Genomic DNA, 17,982 nt, shown 5'->3' on the forward strand with positions numbered 1-17,982 from the left:
GGGGCGAGTTTGTTGAACAAGCTGCAGCGCACCGGGCAGTCGTTGCAGACGTCGATGGTGATGACGAAGCGGCTTTTGCAGCGGCCATCAAACTGAAGCGCTACGCGTGTTGATCGCGCCGGGTCATTCTGGCCTGGCACTCAGGGTATCGCGTAGATCTTGAACAGCTTCTTCGCCGTGGCGCCGGCGCCATCCAGGTATTTGTCGTACGCCTGCTCGATCTCGCCGGAGCGGTATATTTCGCTCAGCGCGGTGTCGACCAGCAAACGGAAATCTTCGTCGTTTCGATCCAGCGCCATTGCCGTCGGTGCGTACTCGAAAATCCGCTCCAGCACCACCAGGTGGGCTGCGGGGTAATTGCTGCCCAGCAGGTGCTTGAGCACCATGCGTTCAGCGAAGAACGCATTGGCTTTGCCATCGGCAACCAGCTTGAGACCTGCCTCGGCGTTCTCTACGGTGACCAGAGTAGCCACCACCCCGAGCAATCGCATCTGCTGGTGTATCCACGTCTCGGTGACACCGCCCGCGATGGCAGCATACGTTTGATTGGACAGGCCAAGGTTCGCAGTGGCGCGCCACGTTGGCCCGGTATGAGCCACCTTGCCATTGAGCACATTGAGCAAAGCCTCGGATGCATCCTGGCGCACCACTGCCGAGAGACCGGCGGTGTAGATCGGCACCGAGTAGCTGACCTGCTTGCGCCGCGCCAGTGTCGGTGGGGTCGGTGTACAGAGAATGTCGACCTGCCCCGAGTTGACGGCATTGATTTCGTCATTGAGAGACACAGGCTGGTACTGAATCTTCAACGCGGGCAAAGCCAGTTCGCTCTTGACCTTCTCGGCTATTTTCAGACAGAGATCGATGGCATATCCGCTGGCTTTATCGGCGGCCTGATAGCTGAACGGCGCGAAGTCAGGCAAGTAACCGAGGGTGAAAGTATTGCTCGTGCGTATGCGCTCAAGCGTGCTGCCATGAGCCATTACCGGCAGCAGCGCCAGTATGCAGACGAGTAGCAGAGGGTTGGACTTGATCGGTTTCACGTTCATGCGCGGGTTCCCCGAATTCAGATGTCTGAGCGGTCCTGAAGACAGCGGTCAAGGGTTGTCGGCCCGGGGGTGAACGGGCACAGACACGTCGATAAAACGTTTGGCGAGGAAACCGTAGAGCAGGTAACCGAACACCAGGACCAGGATGCCGCCGAACACGGCATCTTTGCCGCAGGCATACAACGCGTAGAGGGAGTACGCCACGGCCACCACCAACAGCAAGGCATTGCGTGTGTACACACCTGCACTGACTTTGGCTTTGTACATCATGACCAGCAGCCCGGTTGCCGCCGTCACATAGGGAATCAGGTTGGTTACTGCGGCGAGGCTGACGAGTTTGCCGAACTGCGCACTGGCATTGGGCGAGATGGTCGACAGTGCCATCAAGGTCTGCAGCACACCGCAGACCAGCATCCCGACGATGGGGGCATTGCGTGCGCTGACCTTGCTGAACAGTTTGGGGAACATGCCCTGGTCAGCCGTCATCTTGGCGGTTTGCGCCAACGTGAACTGCCAGCCCAACAGCGAGCCCACGCACGCCATCACCGCCAGCGCCATGATGATGTGGCCGACCGTGGGGTTGAACATATGGGCATAAACGAGCGCGAAAGGGGCTGACGAGTTGGCCAGCTCAGCATTGGGAATGATGCCCTGAATGACCGTCGTCGAGAGCACATAGACAACGGCTGCCCCCAGTGTGCCGAACAGGCAGGCCAGCGGCACCGTGCGCGTGGGGTTCTCTACTGCATCAGAGGCCTGGGCTGCCGACTCCATGCCGAGAAAGGCCCAGAGTGTCAGGGGAATCGCTTTGCTGATCGCTTCGGAAATGGGCAGGTTGTAAGGGTTCCAGGCGGCGATCAGCAGATCGGGTTTGAACCAGAACCATCCGATGAGGCTCAAGCCCGCTACCGGGATGATCACTCCCCAGACAGTAATCGCACCGATCCTGCCGGTAATGCCGGGGCCGCCAAAATTTGCCACGGTGGTTAGCCAGAGCAAGCCGACCGTTCCGATGAACAAAGGAATGGCGCCGCTTCCAAGCCAAGGCATGAACGAAGTCATGTATCCCACGGCGGAGATGGCCACCGCCACGTTGGCGATGGCCAGCGACAGGAAATACAGATACGAACAGAGGAAAAATCCCGACTTTGCGTGCGCTTCTTCGGTGTACGCGGATAACCCGCCCGAGCGCAGACAAAAGATGCCGCACTGGGAAAAACAATATGCGATGGCCATGGAACCGACAGCGGTGACGATCCATGATAACAACGAGACAGCCCCGAGTTGGGCCATGCTTGTCGGCAACATGATGATGCCTGAGCCCATCATGTTGACTGTCACCAGTGTGGTGAGCCCCATGAGGCTCATTTTCTTGTTTGAGTCGGTCATCGAAATCACCTCGATTTGCGAAACGCATCACCGCTCAGCCATCGACTATTGGCAGGCGTGCAGTGGGTTCTTTGCCGCAACTGACAAGCAGACTCAGGCACCCGACAAAAATGGCGATGGGCAAGCCGACAAGCTCCCTGACAACACTCGTGTTGCTGCCCATATCAATGAGCACGATTTGCCAGGCGCGAGACCCAAGGATTGGCACTCAAGCCATGTAGCAGCACGCTGAGTAAAACGGTGCAGGCGGCTACAGCCACCAACGTACGACCGGCTTGCAGAGGGTAGTCCAATATCATTACGGCGAAGACGATGGTTGCCAGACCTCGCGGGCCGAACCAGCCGATGAACAGCCGGGTTTCGAAATCGAAATCGGTCCCTGCCAGACTGATGAGTACTGGCAGTATGCGAATCACGGTCAGGCTGAGCACTGCATACAGCCAGATATTCAGAGTCAAACTGCTCCAGGCCCAAGGGATCACCAGCGCGCCGAATACGACCCAGGTAATGACGGATAGCAGGCTGGCGAATTCTTCGCTGGCCTTGAGCAGATCGTGCTTTTTCTCAGTAAACAGGTAGCTGGCGAGCAACCCGCCAACGAACGCGGCGATAAACCCGCTACCGCCTAGTGTCTGCGCGGTGGCAAAGCAAAGCAGGGCTAATCCGGGCAGCGTCAGCTGCGACCACATGGGTGTTTGCCAATGATGTTTTGCAGAGTAGCGCTGCAACAGCCAGGCAATGAAAGTAAGGGCGGCGCCGACGAGTGCGCCGATACCAAGCGCCTCGAAAACCAGCTCTACCGCCAGCAAGACGGGAGACTGCGCCTGCTCTTCGATCAACAGGGCCAGGAACATCAACAACACCGGTACGCAGATGCCGTCATTGAGCCCGCTCTCCACGTTCAACCCTTCACGCACGGACGCTGCAACCTTTGGATTGCTCACTACAGCCTTACCCAGCGCTGCGTCGGTGGGCGCCAGAAGGGTCGCCAGTATTGCCAGTTCTATCGCAGGTATCTGCGGGAACAACCAGATGCCAACCAGCCAGCCACTTAACGTGGTCAGCGGCAGTCCGATCAACAACAAGCGCAGCGGTAATCCTTCCTGCACTCTTCGTGCGGGTCACTGTGCGGCTCGCCAACAGCGTTCTAAGCCACAGCGCCAAACAGGGATCCCGCCAACGCCGTAATGCCCATGGCCAACACGCCCCACAGCGTCACGCGCCAGGCACCGGTCACCATACTGGCTCCCCCGGCCCTCGCCGCGACAGCCCCCAGACTGGCGAGAGAAACCAGCGACATGCCACAAACCCACGGCACAACGCTGTGGGTTGGCGCGACGATGGTCACTGCCAGCGGCAGGGCTGCGCCGACCACGAAACTGGCGGCCGAGGCGAGGGCGGCTTGTAACGGTTTGGCCGTGAGCGCTTCGCTGATCCCCAGTTCGTCCCTGGCGTGGGATCCCAAGGCATCATGGGTCATCAACTGGTCGGCCACTTGATGCGCCAGTTCGGGCGATACGCCGCGATGCATATAAATGTTCGCCAGTTCAATACGTTCGGCCTTTGGGTCGCTGGCCAGTTCGGCCCGCTCCCGCGCCAGATCGGCCTGCTCGGTGTCCGCCTGGGAATGCACGGAGACGTATTCCCCGGCGGCCATGGACATCGCGCCCGCTACCAGGCCGGCCGTCCCGGTGACCAGTAGCGTGGCGTGGCTGGCGTTGGCAGCTGCGACGCCGATCAACAGGCTGGCAGTGGAAACGATCCCGTCGTTGGCCCCCAGAACGGCGGCGCGCAGCCAGCCGATACGATCGCTGCGATGAGACTCGGTGTGTCTGTGCATGAATTTCATGGTTTAGCGGGACTCACTGTCGTTGGGTTGATCAGTCGGACGGTGTTCAATGTGCTCCTGCACCTGGCCACCGACTATAGAAATCTCCTTGAACTGCTCACCGTCGTGCAGCACGAACAACGCGTCCATCCCGCGCTCCTGAGCGAGGCGCGGGCCTTCGATTTCGCCCAGCACCAGCAGCGCTGTAGCCCAGGCGTCGGCGAGCATGCACGAGGCTGCCACCACGGTGACCGCCGCCAATGTGTTGCGCAGTGGGGCGCCGGTGGCCGGGTTCATGGTATGGGCGTAGGTCTGCCCACCCACATCGACCCACTGCCGATAGTCCCCGGAGGTCGCGATGGCGGCATCGCCCAGTTCCATCACCCCCATGACTTCACGCACACCCCGGCGGGGTTTTTCGATGGCCACGATCCAGGGTTGCGCATCAGGCTTGACCCCGCGGGCGCGCATCTCGCCATCGATGCCGACCAGGTAGCGATTGATACCAAAACCTTCCAGGCAGCGGGCCAGTTCATCGACCCCAAAACCCTTGGCGATGCCATTCAGATCAAGGTGCAACGGCGCCCGTTTGCGCACCTGATTGTGCAGCAGGTCAACCACCAGTGCCGCACCGGCGGACGGTCGTGTAGACAATGATGTTGCCGTCAGCGACTGTTCGGTGATCGTCTGTTCGCCGGGGCCGAACCCCCAGGCGTCGACCAGATCACCGACGGCGATGTCGAAGGCGCCGCCGGATTGCTGGTTGACCCGAAGCGCCGTCGCCAGCACTGTCGTCAGCTCTTTGGGCACGGGTAGCCATTGCTGTTCGGGCGCGGCGTTGAGACGGTTGAGATCGGAGTCGGCTCGCCAGGTCGACATTTGCTGATCCACACGCTCGACAGCCTGAGCCAGGCGCCGGCCTATTTCATCGGCATCGATGCCCGCAGCGGCATAGAAGAGCGCTGTGTAGCGGCTGCCCATGGTCTCGCCGTTCAGGCTGTAGCGTTGCCCATCAGTAGACATCTTCACGATAGCGTCCTTGTGTCTTGAGGGACTGCACACTCAGATTGAGCGGCGCCAACACTTCATCCAGGGCCTGCATCACGCCTTTGGCCATTTCACGGCTGCCACACACCAATACCTGAGCACCTTTTTCAATCAGCCGGCGCACGGCAAGGGCATCGCTGATCAACCGGTCTTGCACGTAACTGCGGTCCTGAACCTGGGAAAAAGCGGCGCGCAACGCGGTAAGGCGTCGATCCGCCAGATAACGGTTGAGCTCCGGTTCGTAGAGAAAATCCGACGCCGGGTTGCGCCCGCCCCAATACAAATGCATCGGGTGTCGGGCCTTGTTGTTCCGGATAAAACCGGCCAAAGGACCGATCCCGGTGCCAGCGCCGATCAGGATGACGGGGTGCGCGCCGGACGCGGGTCGAAATTGTGGGTTGGGCTGAATGAACGCCTCAATCGACTCGCCAATCTTCAGGCCATGCAGAAATTCCGAACATACGCCACCTTGGTGCTTGCGCACGCAGATCTCGAGAACACCGTCTGCGGACTGACTGGCCAGCGAGTAGAAACGCGGGACCGGACTCCGGGGAGGGACAACCCCCACCAGATCACCGACCTGAAAACCTGGCAGATCGCCCGGTGCCTTGAAGCGCAAGATGTGGGTCGGAGCATTCACCTCTTCACCGTAGGCGATGCATTCGGTCAATTCCAGTTGATGGGTGCGCGGTTGCTCCGGCGTGTGGACAAGGCTCAAGTCATGCCCCAGCACAGCAGCCAACCCGCGACCCCAGCGCGCAAACTCCTGGGTTGACTGGCGGTTGACGGTTTCCAGCCCCAGCAGTGGCAAACCACCGGCCTGCACCATTGCATCCTGTACCTGATGGGCGTACCGACAGAACTGCGAAAACTGTCGGTCGCCAAAACCCAGCACCGCGAATGGCAGGCCCGGTTCGACGCCGACCTTGTTCAGCCGTGCCAGGAACTGCGACGCCGAAGCGGGGGCATCGCCGTCACCATGGGTTGCGGTGAGGATGAACAGCCGCTGGACGCTGCGGTAATCGCCTGTCCATTCATTCATCGCCACGCTATGCACCCGATGGCCGGCCCGGTGCAAGGCATCGTGCAGGGTTTTGGCAAAGCCCCAAGTGCTGTTGTTTTCACTGCCCACCAGAATCACGCTGTCAGCGGCGTGGCCAGGGCTGTTGTGGCTGATGTTCGGGCCAGCCTTGCGACGACGCCACCAGAGCAGGAGGCCGGTCACGCTCATCAACGGCACGCAGAGGGCGCAGAACCCGAGCGGCAGGCCTAACCACCAAAGGCTTTCACCGGTGTGCAACCGATAGATCAGTTCGTATGCGTTATGCATAGAGTCATGGGCTTGCCAGGACAACAAGGTGCCGCTGACCGGGTCCACGTAACCGTCGCCTTGGGCGGTGCGCACGGAAAAGACGTCTTGCGGATTGCCGGGGCTCGGGTAAACCAGTTCGCGCAGATCATTCAGGTCGATGGCCTGCAAGGCTTGCAGGTTCGCCACCGGCAACGCCGGGCCAGCGCTGATCCGAGCGGGGAAGGGTGGCTCATTCTGACTGCCGTCAGCGATCAAGCCGAACGTAGTGGCGGACATGTACAGCCCGCTCAGGGCCGACAACAGCAGCCCAAGCAAGGCCAGACGACCGACTTCAGCGTGCCAGCGCTGGCTGAACGTTCCGCGCAGTGGCCGCAGCAGATTGCGCCATCCGCCCAAGCGACGAGCCAGCAACAATCCGCCGGACACCGACAGGATCAACATGAACAGCGCACCTGCGCCTGACACCGCGTGGCCTGGCGTGCCCATCAACAGCGAGCGGTGCAGGTCTTTGATCCAGCGAGTGACGGCGGACGGTGCATAGGGCGCAAGGCCCTGGCCGGTCAGTGGATCGACCGTTTGGGCCCCGGACTGACCGTCCTGGTTGTAGTAGACGATGACAGTCCCGGACGCGGTGCGCTGGACTTGCTCCGCGCCCGGAAAGTGCCTGGCAACCCGTGCGGCCAATTGACCGACATTCAGTTGGCCGGCAGCAACCGGTGTGCTGTGCAGGCGCTCCAGCGCTGGATTCACGGACAATATCGCGCCGCTGATCGCCAACAACATGACCAACAGGGCGGCAATCAGGCCGGGCAAAGAGTGGAACTGGCGAAGCATGTTCAGCCTCCAGTACGTGCCGGTGCTATAGGTCGTAAGTGAAGGAATCGACGTAGGTGCTGCCCGTCGCCGCTGCGCCCGAACCTTTGGAGGTCAGGGGGACGCTGATGTCGGCGCGGCCTTCACGTTTATCCTCCACGGCGCTGTCGATACGAATCTGATACCCGGCATCAATCAAGGTGTCTGCCAGTTCAACGCTGACTTTCAGCGTCTGCCCACTGCCGACACTGGCGCCGCTGACCCCGTCGAATTCGCTCCGGTTCATGCCGCTGCCACGGGCCCAGTCGGTCAAGTGCCGGTAGTACTTGGCTTTCTTGCCCGCCACCCAAAGCGTCTTCTGGTATTGACCGTTGGCGTCGGTGACGTAGATCGCCAGGTACGCATCGTTGCCGTTGTAGTTCTTCAGCTGGGTCGTCAGGGTCACTTCACGGGCCTGGGCCAGCGCTGGCAGGGCGATGGCCCCGACGAGACAGGTGGCGGCGATGAGCTTTTTCATGAGGGTGTCCTGTTTGAAAGGGTGTGGCCAGAGCCTGCACCTGCTGGCTGACAGCAACCTGAACAACCTGCAGGCTTCTGGAAAAATCATTGACGAGCAGGGCTGACGAGGTAGTCCCCGGCGTCGCCGTCGTTGCCGAAATCGATCTGTAATGTGCGCAGTCGCAGGGAGGCGGGTGCATAGCGGGCTTCGATCGCGTTGCCCTTGCGGTCGGCACCCTTGAGCTTGTAGCAACCGTCGTCGACCTTGATGCGTTGTACGCTCCAGCCCCATTGCTGCTCCACGTTCTGACGCAAGGTTTCGCGTGGCTGCCAGTCGCTGACGGGGTCGCTGCAGTCGTCATCGGCCAGGGCATAACCGCTGAGCAGCACGCTCAACAGGGCGGTACTGGCGATAAAAGCTGATTTCATGATCTGTCTCCTGCCGTGTCGGCGTCAGTGGCATACCCTAAGGTGCATTCCTGACAACCAGCTGAATCTTCAGATTCACGTCAGGTAAGGCGATTAAGGTGCTGCACGACAACGATCACAGGGGATGCCAGATGCGGGTTTTATTGGTCGAGGACGCACCGGGACTAGGGGAAGCGGTACGCGAGCAGATCGCCGATGACGGTCACGCCGTGGATTGGGTGCAGCGCCTGGACCATGCGCGCAACAGTGTGCACACCACGCCTTACGATCTTGTTTTGCTGGACTTGATGCTGCCGGACGGTCGCGGCCTGGACTTCTTGCGTCAGCTGCGTTCGGCCGGGAACGTAACCCCGGTGATCATCCTGACGGCCCAGGATCAGATCTCCGATCGCATCGCCGGCCTCAATGCCGGGGCTGACGACTACCTTGTCAAACCGTTCGACCTGTTCGAACTTTCCGCCCGGGTTGCCGCCGTGGCCCGACGTTACAGCGGCAATCCCAATCCGCAGATCAGGCTGGGCGAATTGCAGATCGACATGAGCGCTCGCTCGGTGCAGCGCGCCGGTGCCACCGTGGACCTGACAGCCCGTGAGTGGGCGCTGTTCGAAGCCTTCGTCCAGCGGCCCAATGCGTTGCTGTCAAAGGCGCAACTCGAGGAGCGCTTGTATGCCTTTGGCGCGGAGATCGAGAGCAATACCATCGAGGTCTACATCAGTCGCCTGCGCAAAAAACTCGGGCGCGAGCTGATCGAAACCGTGCGCGGCATGGGATACCGGTTGAGGCCGCTATGAAGTCTTCCAGTCTGCAAAAACGCCTCGGCCTCGGTTTGACACTGGGCATGACCTTGCTCTGGCTGGGAGCGACCGTCGGTGCCTGGCTGGTGGTGCAACACGAGTTGAATGAAGCCTTCGACAGCGCGCTGGAAGAGACCGCGCAGCGCATCTTGCCTCTGGCGGTACTGGAAATCAGTAACCGGGAAGAACCTGCAGAGGCGCAACACATTGCCACTCTGAAAATGCATAAGGAATACCTGACGTATCTGGTTCGCGATGCCAAGGGCGAGATTCTGATGCAGTCCCACGATGCCAACCCAAAGATCTTCAACCAACAACCGAGCGAAGGGTTTACCACCACCGAAAAGTACCGCTTGTACGGTGCTTCAGCGCTGCGCGGCACACTGTTTATCGAAATCGCCGAACCTCTCGGCCATCGTCGTGAAGCGGCGCGCGAAGCGCTGTTTGCCTTGCTGTTGCCGTTGTTGGCGTTGATCCCCATCAGCCTGTTGGGCACCTGGCTGTTTGTCCGCATCAGTCTGCGCAGCGTGTTGGCCTATCGTCGGGCCGTGGAAGCGCGGGGCGTGGGCGACCTGTCTCCGATCAAAGTGGCCCAATTGCCTGCGGAAATCGACCCGCTGGCCGATGCGGTCAACCATTTGCTCGAGCGTTTACGCAAAGCGTTGGAGGCCGAGCGCAGTTTCACGGCCAACAGCGCCCATGAACTGCGTACCCCGCTGGCGGCGACGTTGGCGCAGATCCAGCGGCTGCGCCACGAAGCGCCCGATGGCCCGCTGCAAGTGCGCGCGGCGAAGATTGAAAGCGCTTTAAGGGCGTTGGCGCGGCTCTCGGAAAAACTCATGCAACTGGCCAAGGCCGAGGGCGGCGGACTGTTGTCCGAAGCGCCCCAGGACCTGATACCGTTGCTGGCCCATGGGGTCGATGAGTGGAACCACAGCAGTGGGCATCGGGTCGAGTTGCAACTGCCAGCCCAGCCCCATGTTTACTCGGCGATTGATCCGGATGCTTTCGGCATTCTGTTGCGCAACTTGATCGAGAATGCATTGAAGTACGGTGCAGCAGATCAACCGGTCGAAGTCAGCCTTACCGGCGACGCGTTGCTGCGGGTCATCAATGGCGGCCCGGCGGTGCCTGAGTCGGTACTGCAGCATCTGACCGAGCGCTTCGTGCGCGGGCACAGTGAAATCAGCGGCTCAGGTTTAGGGTTGGCGATCAGCAAAACCATTGCACAAGGCGTCGGCGCCACACTGACTCTGGCGTCACCGGCGACAGGCAGGAAGGAGGGTTTTGAAGTGAGCGTGCAGTTCTGTGCGCATGGCCAATGAAGGCGGCAGACACAGCGGGCTGCCAATATCGACCGTCTAGCCGCATCGTCATTTGTCTGGCTGTTTTCTGATATGGATCAGATTATCCAGCTGCCCGGCTCCTAATCTCGAACCATCCCCCACGGTATGAGAAGAGCTGAAATGAACAAATCAAGCGTGATCGGCCAATGCATGTTGATAGCGGCGAGCGTTTTCTTGATGCCATCCAGCAACGTCTTCGCCAACCCAACCATGTCACCGCAAGGTGGCATGTACCATCATTCCCAGGACTTCGATTGGGTCAAACATACGCAGCAGAGCCTGGATGCACTGAAAGCCAAGCTCAATCTCAAGCCGGAGCAAATGCCCGCCTGGGAGACATGGGCGACCGGGGTCATCGCCGATGCCAATCAGCAACTGGAAAAAGACAAGACCCGGCACAACGAGATGGCGAGTGCGAAGCAAGCGCTGATTAATGAAACGACGCCGGAAAAAATGGCAAAAGGGATAGAGCGTCTGCGCGCAAAAACCAACTGGATGCAGGCGCAGTTGGTGCGTCTGGAGGCTGCTCAGGCGCGTACCAAAACGTTTTATGACGCACTGGGGACTGACCAGAAAACCATATTCGACCTGTTCTGGGCAGTGATGCATCACAGGAACGCTGGCTATGACGGTTCGCGGATGCCAATGCAGATGTCGATGCCAATGCAGATGCCAATGCCAATGCCAATGCACATGTCAAATCCGCAAATGGACGGTGACCAGGACCAGACAGACCAGAAGTAGACGCTGACTCACTCTTCGATTGGGTGAACATCATGAACCTGGACACGGTAAGACGTCGCGTGCTGACAGGGATATTCCTGATTGCCGCAAGCCTGGCCTTACCGGCCAACACCCAATCGCATCCATCAAACCGGGATGGGTACCCACATCCTGATGATGACCATCATCAGTTTTCTGGTCGGCCTATCGATATCCGGCCAAACGTTCTACACCTTCATGCTGGAAAACCTGGAAAAGTACGCCACCCTCAAGGCGATTGGTGCCAAGAGCCGTGAGCGGGTCTGGATGATCCTGTTCACGGCCACGACCGGTTATGGGCTGGCGTTTGGACGGGTGCGCTTGATCGCCGGTTTTTCCAGTTATCCGGGGATCCGCAAGGTTTTGAGGATCGAGCCATTCGGCATTTTCGGGGGGGGAGGCGCGGGGCGGATCGCTCGGTGGTAGATCGCCGGTACAGCGTTGAACCCCATCGGCCTTCACCCATGCGAATCGCTTATGAGGAACTCACTTAGATGCTCAGTAAGTGGCTGGACCCGGTTCTATTGTTGCTCACCGCACTGGCGCTGCTGGCCGGCGGCGTTGCGTATGTTGCGCAAAAGCCTGACTGGGCATCGATGTGCTGGGCCGCAGGAAGTCTGGTGATGTCTGCGGTACTGCTCGTTGAAATCGTCAGGCGCCTGGCCCGGCGTGAGGCCGGAGTAGATCTGATCGCGCTGCTGTCGATCACCGCCGCCCTGGTCTTTGAGCAGACACTCGTGGCGGCTGTGATTGCCTTGATGTTGGCGACCGGACGCACCCTGGAGTTTTTCACCAGGCAACGCGCCGACCGCGAGCTTCGTGCGCTCATCGACCGGGCACCACGTTTTGCCTGGCTGCAGGAGGAGGGCGGCTTGCGCGAGATCCCCGTTGAGCACGTCCAGCCGTATCAAACATTGCTGGTGCGGCTGGGGGAGGTGATACCGGTCGACGGCCGACTGCTCAGTCCCGTGGCCATTCTGGACGAATCGGCGCTCAGCGGTGAGTCGTTGCCCGTCACCCGTCGAGAAGGTGAGCAACTGCCCAGCGGCGTTTCCAATGTCGGTGCGCCCATCCTGCTGATCGCCACGCGAACGGCCGCGCAGAGTACCTATGCCGGCATCGTGCGCCTGGCCGAGGAGGCACGTCGTTCGCGCGCACCTTTCGTGCGCCTGGCCGACCGCTATGCCTTGTTCTTCATCCCACTGACATTGCTGATTGCCGGATTGGCCTGGCAATTGAGTGGCGATCCTTTGCGCGCGCTGGCGGTTCTGGTGGTGGCCACACCTTGTCCCTTGATTCTGGCCGTACCGATTGCCTTCATGTCGGGTATTTCGAGGGCAGCGCGACGCGGAATCCTGATCAAGGACGGCGCGACCCTGGAAGCACTGGCCGGGGTCAAACAGGTGTTTCTCGACAAGACCGGCACGCTGACCAGCGGCCATGCCCGTCTGCAGTCGATAGAGGTCAACGGATTGGGCGATCCGCAGCGCCTTCTCGCTCTCGCCGCATCGCTGGCGCAGGCCTCGACGCATCCTGTCGCCCAGGCAATTGTTGAAGCGGCGCATCAGCGCCAATTGCCACTCAGCGTCCCGCAGGCAGTAGAAGAAAGCCCAGGCTCGGGACTTTGTGGGCGCGTCGATGGCGTGCAGGTGCGTTTCGGCACGTTGTCTTTCGTTCACAAAGAAGTCCCGGAAACCGACTGGGTCGCCGCCATGTTGCGCCACATGGACTACCTGGCGTGCAGCGGAAGTTTCATCGATGTGGATGGGAAACTCGCAGGCCTGCTGGTTTTCTCGGACAAGGTTCGGCGCGAAACCCCACAGACTCTGCGTCGACTGCGCAACAGAGGCATCGAAAAGATCGTCATGCTCACCGGGGATCGCCTGGAAACCGCAGAGATGATTGCGCTCTCTGCCGGGATTGACGAGCTGCGTGCCGGGTTGACCCCCGAGGATAAAGTGCGCGCCGTGCAGCAAGGTTGCCTGCGCACTAGCACGCTGATGGTCGGCGACGGCATCAACGATGCCCCGGCGCTGGCGGCGGCCAACGTCGGCGTGGCCATGGGGGCGGGCGGTGCCACTGCTTCTGCGCAAGCCGCGGGCGTTGTGCTGCTGGTGGATCGTCTGGATCGCCTGGTCGAGGCGTTGGACATTGCCCGGCGAACCGGCTACATCGCGCGCCAAGGCGTGCTGGTCGGGATGGGGATGTCGTTGCTGGCCATGGCAGTGGCGGCCCTCGGTTACCTGCCGCCGTTGGTTGGCGCCGTGGTGCAGGAGGGCATCGACGTGGCGATCATCATTAATGCCTTGCGGGCATTGGGACCGTTATGGGCGCTGAGCAAACGAAAGTTTACCGCAGAGCATATCGATCGCCTGCAAGATGAACACCGGCAACTGTCCACCGTACTGAACGATCTGCACCAACTGGCCAATGACTTTGCCCAACGCCCACTTGCGCAAGCACAGGCTGACTTGCTGGAACTGGTCGACAAGCTGCAGACATCACTGGCGCAGCATGAACATGAAGATGAAAACACACTGTACCCGCTGCTGACGCGAAGCATGCCGGGCGAGGATCCGATGTCGGCAATGAGCCACGTGCACCGGGAGATTTTTCGCCTTATCCATTTACTGACGCGCATGAGCGGCGACTTCAGCGCCGACCCCGCAACGGCACCTGCTGATGAGATTCAGCACCAGCTGATTCGTTTGGATACCCTCGTGCGACTGCACTTTGATCAGGAGGAGGAACTGTTCCGTTATCTTGATGGACGTTAGAAATTCGGCTCAGCTCGAATGCAAGCGGGTGGTCAGGCGGAGCGCATCGAGCGCCGTGACCCATTCTTCGTTGGTGGGCTCGACCACCACCTTGACTCGGCTGCCCGGAGTCGAGATCACAGCGGCATTGGCCTGGTTGGCCGTTTCGTTCAGTTCCACGCCCAGGTACTGCAGGCCCGCGCACATACGAGAGCGAATCGCTGCGTTGTGTTCGCCAATACCTGCCGTGAACACCAGCATGTCCAGCCCCCCCAGTGCCGCGACGAGGGCACCGGCTTCGTGGATGAAGCGGCGCTGGTACAACGCAAGGGCCATGGCCGCGCGAGGCTCGCTGGCTTCGACTTTGAGCAATTCGCGCGGGTCGCTGGAAATGCCGGAAACTCCCAGCAGACCAGACTCGTGATACAGAATTTGGCTGACCCGCTCGAGGCTCAGCTTCCAGATCTCCATCAGGAAAATCACCGCGCCAGGGTCCAGCGCCCCGCAGCGCGAGCCCATCATCAAACCGTCCAGCGCTGAGAAACCCATGGTGGTGGTGACGCTTTTCAAGTCCCGCATACCGCACAGGCTGGCGCCGCTGCCCAGATGCGCGACCAGTGTCCGACCACGCGCCTGATCGCCATAGCGCTCGGCCAGCGCAATGGATTGGTAGCAATAGGAAAGCCCGTGAAACCCGTAACGACGCAAGCCGCTTTCCCAGGCCGACCAAGGCAGCGGCAGGATTTTCTCCACGTCTGGCAGGGTCTGGTGGAAGGCGGTATCGAAGCACACCACTTGTGGCAGGTCGGGGCGGGTTTGCAGCAGCGTTTCGATGGCCTCCAGGGCGAAGGGCTGATGCAGAGGGGCCAGCGGGATGTAGCTTTTAAGGTCGGCCAGCACCTGCGTGTCGATCAATACCGGTTTTGAGTATTTAATCCCTCCATGCACGACGCGGTGGGCGATGGCCCTGATCGAGCGGCCTGCCAGTTGAGTTTGCAGCCGCTCACGAACATACCCAAGGGCATCGTGATAAGGATGCTTTTCATCGAGCGTCAGTGGCTGATCGTCGCCGCCGTTTTCGCTGACCACCGAGTTTGGCCCCGTGATGCCGTCGACCTTTGCCCGCCACAGGGGCGTGCGAGCCAAAGGGCAGCAGGTGGCGTCGAACAGGGCGAACTTAATGCTCGACGACCCCGCATTGAGGACCAGGATCACTTCACCTTTGTCTGTGTCGTTCATGGCTGGTTTGCCCGTATTGATGGTCGGACGTGGCGAGCCGGGACGGGTATTGCCCCACTGACTTTGATCGGCATCTTCATCTGCTCAAATCAAACGGTATCGAATGCTCCATTTTCAGCCAGCAAGGTGGCTACCAGGGCGGTACTGTCGAGTACGTGCACGTGCTGCGTCACGCACTCGGGGAGCAGGCGAAATGGGGGCACGCTGTCAAAGATCGCAATGTGCTCGAAAAGCGGCGGGTCGAACAGATGGCTGCCCGCAGTGAACAACCCATGGGTCGCCGCAGCGAATAATCGTGTGGCTCCAGCCTTTTGGCAGGCAAGGCCCGCATGCTTCAGCGTTTCACCGGTACTGATCAGGTCGTCGAAAACAATGGCTGTCTTGCCCGATACGTCGCCAGCCAGGAGGGTGCCCGTCAACGTCGCATGAGCACGGTGCTTTTCCATCAGCGCGCTGCCCACTGAGCGTCCCAGTTGTCGTTCGAGGGCCTGACGAAACTGTTCGGCACGCTTGGCGCCACCGGAATCCGGGGACACCGCCACCACGTCGGCGTCGCCGACGAATCTGGCGAAATGCTCGGCGAATAATTCTGTGCACTGCACGTTCCACGCAGGAATGCGAAAGGCATTGTCGAACGCTGCCGGATTATGAACTTCCAGGGCAACCAGACGATCAACACGGCAGGCTTCAAACAAGGTCGCCAGGTAGCGGGTGATCGTGGGGTCTTGAGGTTGGCTGCGACGATCCTTGCGCCCGTAGCAGAGATAAGGTGTTACGACCTGCACATGGCGAGCGCCGGCATCCTTGAGTGCACCGCAAAAGAACAACAGGCGACACAATTTGTCGTTAGCGCTCTGCCGGTCATCCCCATACAAGGAATGGAACACCACGACCTCGCGACCGTTAACCGACGCCAGCGGTCGGCATTTATGTTCGCCATCTTCATAGTCACGCTCTTCATGCAAGGCCAGTTGGCAGCCAAGCCGTTGCGCAACACGGGTTGCATAGTGCTCACTGCCTTGCAGGGCAAAAAGAAGCGGGCGGTCGGTGAGCATGCGTTGGCTCCTTTGAGACTTATCGAAAGAGTGCGCCGTCATCGGGCAGCAGCATGACGCAACACTTCAATGCAGAACTCCATTTCATAGGGCGGGACATTGCATTCGACGATGTCATGGGCGGCAACTTGCAGATGCACGCCGATAATGTCGGCACGGATCGGTTGCTGGCAAACATGCCGGTCAACCAATACCGCAGTGTAGACCCGACGAGCCCCCAGCTGCGCCAAATAGGCACAGGTGCGCAGGAGTGAGTGGCCCTCAAACAGCACATCGTCGACAACAAGCAGGGTGGTATTGGCAAGATCCAGCTCTCCCAGAAGCGGGTTCTCGGTCAATTCCGTGTGTGCATGCAAGACCTTGAGGTCATCGGCATAGCGCTTGACCTTCAGGGGGTAAAGCGCCAGTTCTGGCTGACCGGTCTGACGCGAAAGATGCTGCCGCAAGCGCTGTGCCAGCGGCTCGCCGCGGCGCTGGATGCCAATCAGTGCCGCTTGAGCGGGCGGCAACAATATCGCCGCTTGGCGCGCCATCGCCTGCAGCACGCCATCGAGTTCATCGCTGTCATACAAGCGCAACCGCTGACTCGCAAGTGGAATGGACATTGCCATCTCCTGTCGGAAACTGCTGCGTTCGGGGCATGAAAACCTCATGGAACCGGCATATATCAACACCCAGAGCGCCATGAAAATGCTGCTCCATGTTGCCAACGTAATCCCGCTCGGCCCGATCCTGTTGATATTGATCAAGTATGGCGAAATGAAAGCTCAATCCATGAGCGGCGTTACGCCATAGAACGGCGTTACGCGCAGATTTGACATAAATCAACGCCCGGGCGGCATCAACGGAGGACGCTGAATCGACACGGGTGCCTGATCCACAGTGCAGCAATGGACGTCGAGTCCTCCTGTCTGGAGTCAGCTCTCAACGCTTGTTACTCATCATCCGGGGAGGTTCTTCATGACTCAAAGCCCCTCATTACAGACCACGTTGAAGGACCGTACGGACGCAGGTCGACGTCTGGTGGAACCCTTGCTCAAATACGCGCATCGACCCGATGTCATCGTCCTGGCCTTGCCCCGTGGCGGCGTGCCGGTTGCCTTTCAAGTGGTCAAGGCCCTGAGCGTACGCCTGGACCTGATGCTGGTGCGTAAACTGGGCGTGCCGTCCAACCCGGAATTCGCCATGGGCGCCATCGCCAGTGGCGGTATTCAGATTCGAAATGAAGAAGCGCTGCGGGCCCACCCGATTACCCCGGCTGCATTCGATGCTGTGGTCGCGCATGAAACACGGGAATTGCAGCGGCGCGAGCAGTTGTACCGGGGCGTCCGGCCACCCTTACAGCTCAAGGGGCAGGTGGTGATTCTGGTGGATGACGGGCTGGCGACGGGCGCCTCGATGATGGCGGCGATCCGTGCGGTGCGTATGCAGGCACCTGCTCGCATCGTCGTTGCCGTGCCGATTGCCCCGCTGGAAACGGTGAATACGCTGAGCTTTGAAGTCGACGAGGTGATCTGCCCGCTCGTGCCTGAATGGATGATGTCGATCGGGTATTGGTACTTGAGTTTCCCCCAGGTCCCAGACGAAGAAGTCATTGATTTGTTGCAACTGGCCTGGCAGCGAGAAGCCGCCACCGGCGCCTCGGTTCAGGGGAGCGTTGATGATTGA

The 17,982-nt window shown here is 60.2% G+C and carries 18 protein-coding genes; 7 read left to right on the plus strand and 11 right to left on the minus strand.

From position 1 onward, the window contains the following. Positions 1–140 precede the first annotated feature (140 nt). The 8 genes from NN484_RS21700 to NN484_RS21735 form a co-directional block, all read right to left on the minus strand. Positions 141–1,046, minus strand: a complete 906-nt coding sequence (locus tag NN484_RS21700) for an amino acid ABC transporter substrate-binding protein (RefSeq protein ID WP_274657852.1) — start codon at positions 1,044–1,046, stop codon at positions 141–143. 48 nt (positions 1,047–1,094) lie between these two features. After that, complete coding sequence (gene potE, locus NN484_RS21705; protein WP_274657853.1) at positions 1,095–2,435, minus strand: putrescine-ornithine antiporter; 1,341 nt, start codon at positions 2,433–2,435, stop codon at positions 1,095–1,097. A gap of 164 nt (positions 2,436–2,599) precedes the next feature. Then, on the minus strand, positions 2,600–3,520 hold the full coding sequence (locus NN484_RS21710; protein ID WP_252191449.1) for a cation:proton antiporter domain-containing protein: 921 nt from the start codon (positions 3,518–3,520) through the stop codon (positions 2,600–2,602). A 62-nt stretch (positions 3,521–3,582) separates the two neighbouring features. Beyond that, complete coding sequence (locus NN484_RS21715; RefSeq protein WP_274657854.1) at positions 3,583–4,284, minus strand: VIT1/CCC1 transporter family protein; 702 nt, start codon at positions 4,282–4,284, stop codon at positions 3,583–3,585. Positions 4,285–4,287: 3 nt separating this feature from the next. Next, positions 4,288–5,286, minus strand: a complete 999-nt coding sequence (locus tag NN484_RS21720) for an FAD:protein FMN transferase (RefSeq protein WP_215500383.1) — start codon at positions 5,284–5,286, stop codon at positions 4,288–4,290. Then, entirely contained in the window at positions 5,276–7,456 is a 2,181-nt protein-coding gene (locus NN484_RS21725; protein ID WP_215500124.1) for a PepSY domain-containing protein, read from the minus strand. Before NN484_RS21725 ends, NN484_RS21720 begins: the two co-directional genes overlap by 11 nt. A gap of 25 nt (positions 7,457–7,481) precedes the next feature. Continuing rightward, complete coding sequence (locus NN484_RS21730) at positions 7,482–7,952, minus strand: DUF2271 domain-containing protein (RefSeq protein WP_215500125.1); 471 nt, start codon at positions 7,950–7,952, stop codon at positions 7,482–7,484. A gap of 86 nt (positions 7,953–8,038) precedes the next feature. Further along, a complete protein-coding gene (locus NN484_RS21735; RefSeq protein ID WP_215500126.1) occupies positions 8,039–8,362 on the minus strand; it encodes a PepSY domain-containing protein in 324 nt (107 codons plus the stop codon). A gap of 131 nt (positions 8,363–8,493) precedes the next feature. Between NN484_RS21735 and NN484_RS21740 the strand changes: the two genes are divergently transcribed. From NN484_RS21740 to NN484_RS21760, 5 genes are all read left to right on the plus strand, one after another. Then, positions 8,494–9,153: a response regulator transcription factor gene (locus NN484_RS21740; RefSeq protein WP_274657855.1), complete on the plus strand. Its 660-nt coding sequence runs from the start codon at positions 8,494–8,496 to the stop codon at positions 9,151–9,153. Next, a complete protein-coding gene (locus NN484_RS21745; protein ID WP_127647355.1) occupies positions 9,150–10,481 on the plus strand; it encodes a sensor histidine kinase in 1,332 nt (443 codons plus the stop codon). Before NN484_RS21740 ends, NN484_RS21745 begins: the two co-directional genes overlap by 4 nt. A gap of 141 nt (positions 10,482–10,622) precedes the next feature. After that, a complete protein-coding gene (locus tag NN484_RS21750) occupies positions 10,623–11,246 on the plus strand; it encodes a Spy/CpxP family protein refolding chaperone (RefSeq protein ID WP_274657857.1) in 624 nt (207 codons plus the stop codon). An 81-nt stretch (positions 11,247–11,327) separates the two neighbouring features. Further along, positions 11,328–11,690 carry an ABC transporter permease gene (locus NN484_RS21755; RefSeq protein WP_274657858.1) on the plus strand — a complete coding sequence of 121 codons (363 nt, stop codon included), beginning with the start codon at positions 11,328–11,330 and terminating at the stop codon, positions 11,688–11,690. A 68-nt stretch (positions 11,691–11,758) separates the two neighbouring features. Further along, complete coding sequence (locus NN484_RS21760; protein WP_274657859.1) at positions 11,759–14,041, plus strand: heavy metal translocating P-type ATPase; 2,283 nt, start codon at positions 11,759–11,761, stop codon at positions 14,039–14,041. 9 nt (positions 14,042–14,050) lie between these two features. Here NN484_RS21760 and NN484_RS21765 read toward each other — a convergent pair whose 3' ends face one another. The 3 genes from NN484_RS21765 to NN484_RS21775 form a co-directional block, all read right to left on the minus strand. Further along, entirely contained in the window at positions 14,051–15,259 is a 1,209-nt protein-coding gene (locus NN484_RS21765) for an acetate/propionate family kinase (protein ID WP_274657861.1), read from the minus strand. A gap of 89 nt (positions 15,260–15,348) precedes the next feature. Further along, positions 15,349–16,314 carry a ribose-phosphate diphosphokinase gene (locus tag NN484_RS21770; protein ID WP_274657862.1) on the minus strand — a complete coding sequence of 322 codons (966 nt, stop codon included), beginning with the start codon at positions 16,312–16,314 and terminating at the stop codon, positions 15,349–15,351. A 38-nt stretch (positions 16,315–16,352) separates the two neighbouring features. Continuing rightward, a complete protein-coding gene (locus tag NN484_RS21775) occupies positions 16,353–16,919 on the minus strand; it encodes a phosphoribosyltransferase family protein (protein WP_127647343.1) in 567 nt (188 codons plus the stop codon). Here NN484_RS21775 and NN484_RS21780 point away from each other — a divergent pair. Further along, positions 16,912–17,109, plus strand: a complete 198-nt coding sequence (locus NN484_RS21780) for a hypothetical protein (protein ID WP_274657863.1) — start codon at positions 16,912–16,914, stop codon at positions 17,107–17,109. The two genes, NN484_RS21775 and NN484_RS21780, sit on opposite strands and share 8 nt — an antisense overlap. Before the next feature lie 165 nt (positions 17,110–17,274). Continuing rightward, entirely contained in the window at positions 17,275–17,982 is a 708-nt protein-coding gene (locus NN484_RS21785; RefSeq protein ID WP_274657864.1) for a phosphoribosyltransferase, read from the plus strand.

This window comes from Pseudomonas serboccidentalis (assembly GCF_028830055.1).
Lineage (GTDB): Bacteria > Pseudomonadota > Gammaproteobacteria > Pseudomonadales > Pseudomonadaceae > Aquipseudomonas > Aquipseudomonas serboccidentalis.

Coding starts and splice junctions, on each gene's coding strand:
- NN484_RS21700 (WP_274657852.1), bottom strand. CDS start 1,046: ATGAACGTGAAACCGATCAAGTCCAACCCTCTGCTACTCGTCTGCATA.
- potE (WP_274657853.1), bottom strand. CDS start 2,435: ATGACCGACTCAAACAAGAAAATGAGCCTCATGGGGCTCACCACACTG.
- NN484_RS21715 (WP_274657854.1), bottom strand. CDS start 4,284: ATGAAATTCATGCACAGACACACCGAGTCTCATCGCAGCGATCGTATC.
- NN484_RS21720 (WP_215500383.1), bottom strand. CDS start 5,286: ATGTCTACTGATGGGCAACGCTACAGCCTGAACGGCGAGACCATGGGC.
- NN484_RS21725 (WP_215500124.1), bottom strand. CDS start 7,456: ATGCTTCGCCAGTTCCACTCTTTGCCCGGCCTGATTGCCGCCCTGTTG.
- NN484_RS21730 (WP_215500125.1), bottom strand. CDS start 7,952: ATGAAAAAGCTCATCGCCGCCACCTGTCTCGTCGGGGCCATCGCCCTG.
- NN484_RS21735 (WP_215500126.1), bottom strand. CDS start 8,362: ATGAAATCAGCTTTTATCGCCAGTACCGCCCTGTTGAGCGTGCTGCTC.
- NN484_RS21740 (WP_274657855.1), top strand. CDS start 8,494: ATGCGGGTTTTATTGGTCGAGGACGCACCGGGACTAGGGGAAGCGGTA.
- NN484_RS21745 (WP_127647355.1), top strand. CDS start 9,150: ATGAAGTCTTCCAGTCTGCAAAAACGCCTCGGCCTCGGTTTGACACTG.
- NN484_RS21750 (WP_274657857.1), top strand. CDS start 10,623: ATGAACAAATCAAGCGTGATCGGCCAATGCATGTTGATAGCGGCGAGC.
- NN484_RS21760 (WP_274657859.1), top strand. CDS start 11,759: ATGCTCAGTAAGTGGCTGGACCCGGTTCTATTGTTGCTCACCGCACTG.
- NN484_RS21765 (WP_274657861.1), bottom strand. CDS start 15,259: ATGAACGACACAGACAAAGGTGAAGTGATCCTGGTCCTCAATGCGGGG.
- NN484_RS21770 (WP_274657862.1), bottom strand. CDS start 16,314: ATGCTCACCGACCGCCCGCTTCTTTTTGCCCTGCAAGGCAGTGAGCAC.
- NN484_RS21780 (WP_274657863.1), top strand. CDS start 16,912: ATGGACATTGCCATCTCCTGTCGGAAACTGCTGCGTTCGGGGCATGAA.
- NN484_RS21775 (WP_127647343.1), bottom strand. CDS start 16,919: ATGTCCATTCCACTTGCGAGTCAGCGGTTGCGCTTGTATGACAGCGAT.
- NN484_RS21785 (WP_274657864.1), top strand. CDS start 17,275: ATGACTCAAAGCCCCTCATTACAGACCACGTTGAAGGACCGTACGGAC.